The organism is Barnesiella sp. ET7 (assembly GCF_024733785.1).
In the GTDB taxonomy this organism is placed as follows: domain Bacteria; phylum Bacteroidota; class Bacteroidia; order Bacteroidales; family Barnesiellaceae; genus Barnesiella; species Barnesiella merdigallinarum.
In genome coordinates this window covers 1-669 of sequence record NZ_JANRHM010000070.1, presented here as the reverse complement: position 1 = coordinate 669, position 669 = coordinate 1, and the positions used below count along the sequence as shown (strand labels likewise).

The 669-nt window shown below is 36.8% G+C and carries 1 protein-coding gene and 1 pseudogene; one reads left to right on the top strand and one right to left on the bottom strand.

Annotated features, from left to right (window positions below):
* Positions 1-193 (top strand): annotated as a pseudogene (locus NW211_RS13960) (ATP-binding protein); the annotation flags it as partial.
* 175 nt (positions 194-368) lie between these two features.
* Here NW211_RS13960 and NW211_RS13955 read toward each other — a convergent pair.
* Positions 369-669 (bottom strand): DUF4122 domain-containing protein (locus tag NW211_RS13955; protein ID WP_258328285.1); only part of this gene is annotated, 301 nt, incomplete at its 5' end.

Here is a 669-nt window from a genome sequence, read left to right as displayed (position 1 = left end):
TTTGATACAGGTATCATACGATATCTCTACTGAAAAGACACGCAATAGAGAGATTAGAGGTTTGAAGAATGCAGCCAAGAAACTAAAGTGCAATAATCTTACGCTTGTAACATTTGAAGAACAAGAAACAATTGAGGAGGATGGTTACACCATAAATGTTGTTCCTGCTACAGAGTGGTTGCTTAACAAATAAATCTTATTTAATTTACTAATAGCAAGGCAAGAATCATAAAGCGCAAGGCTTTACGATACTTGCCTTACTTGTTAATTGGAGTAGCTGAATACACATATAAACACTGACACCCCGATTCACATCGGAGTGCCAGCCCAGTTAACCAAATATATAAACAATGAAAAAAGAATGTTTATTACATAAATTTATTCCAATCAATCTCGGTACGCTCTAGTTGCTTACCATTCAACCGACGACCTGCACCATCAAGATTATCTCTTAGCAATCTATCCACTTGCTTTTCCGTACTGATAGATGTAGTGTAAAAATGATAGATGTCGGAATCTTGAAGTTTATATAAGGTCTCTGCGGCATCCATAATCTTTTTCTTATCTGTAGTCCTATTCAATAAGACATCTGCCACATTACCCAACTCTTCAAAAGTACAGGCTCCCGAAAAATCCGGATCAGGAATAGACTCGGAAGACATCAATTCT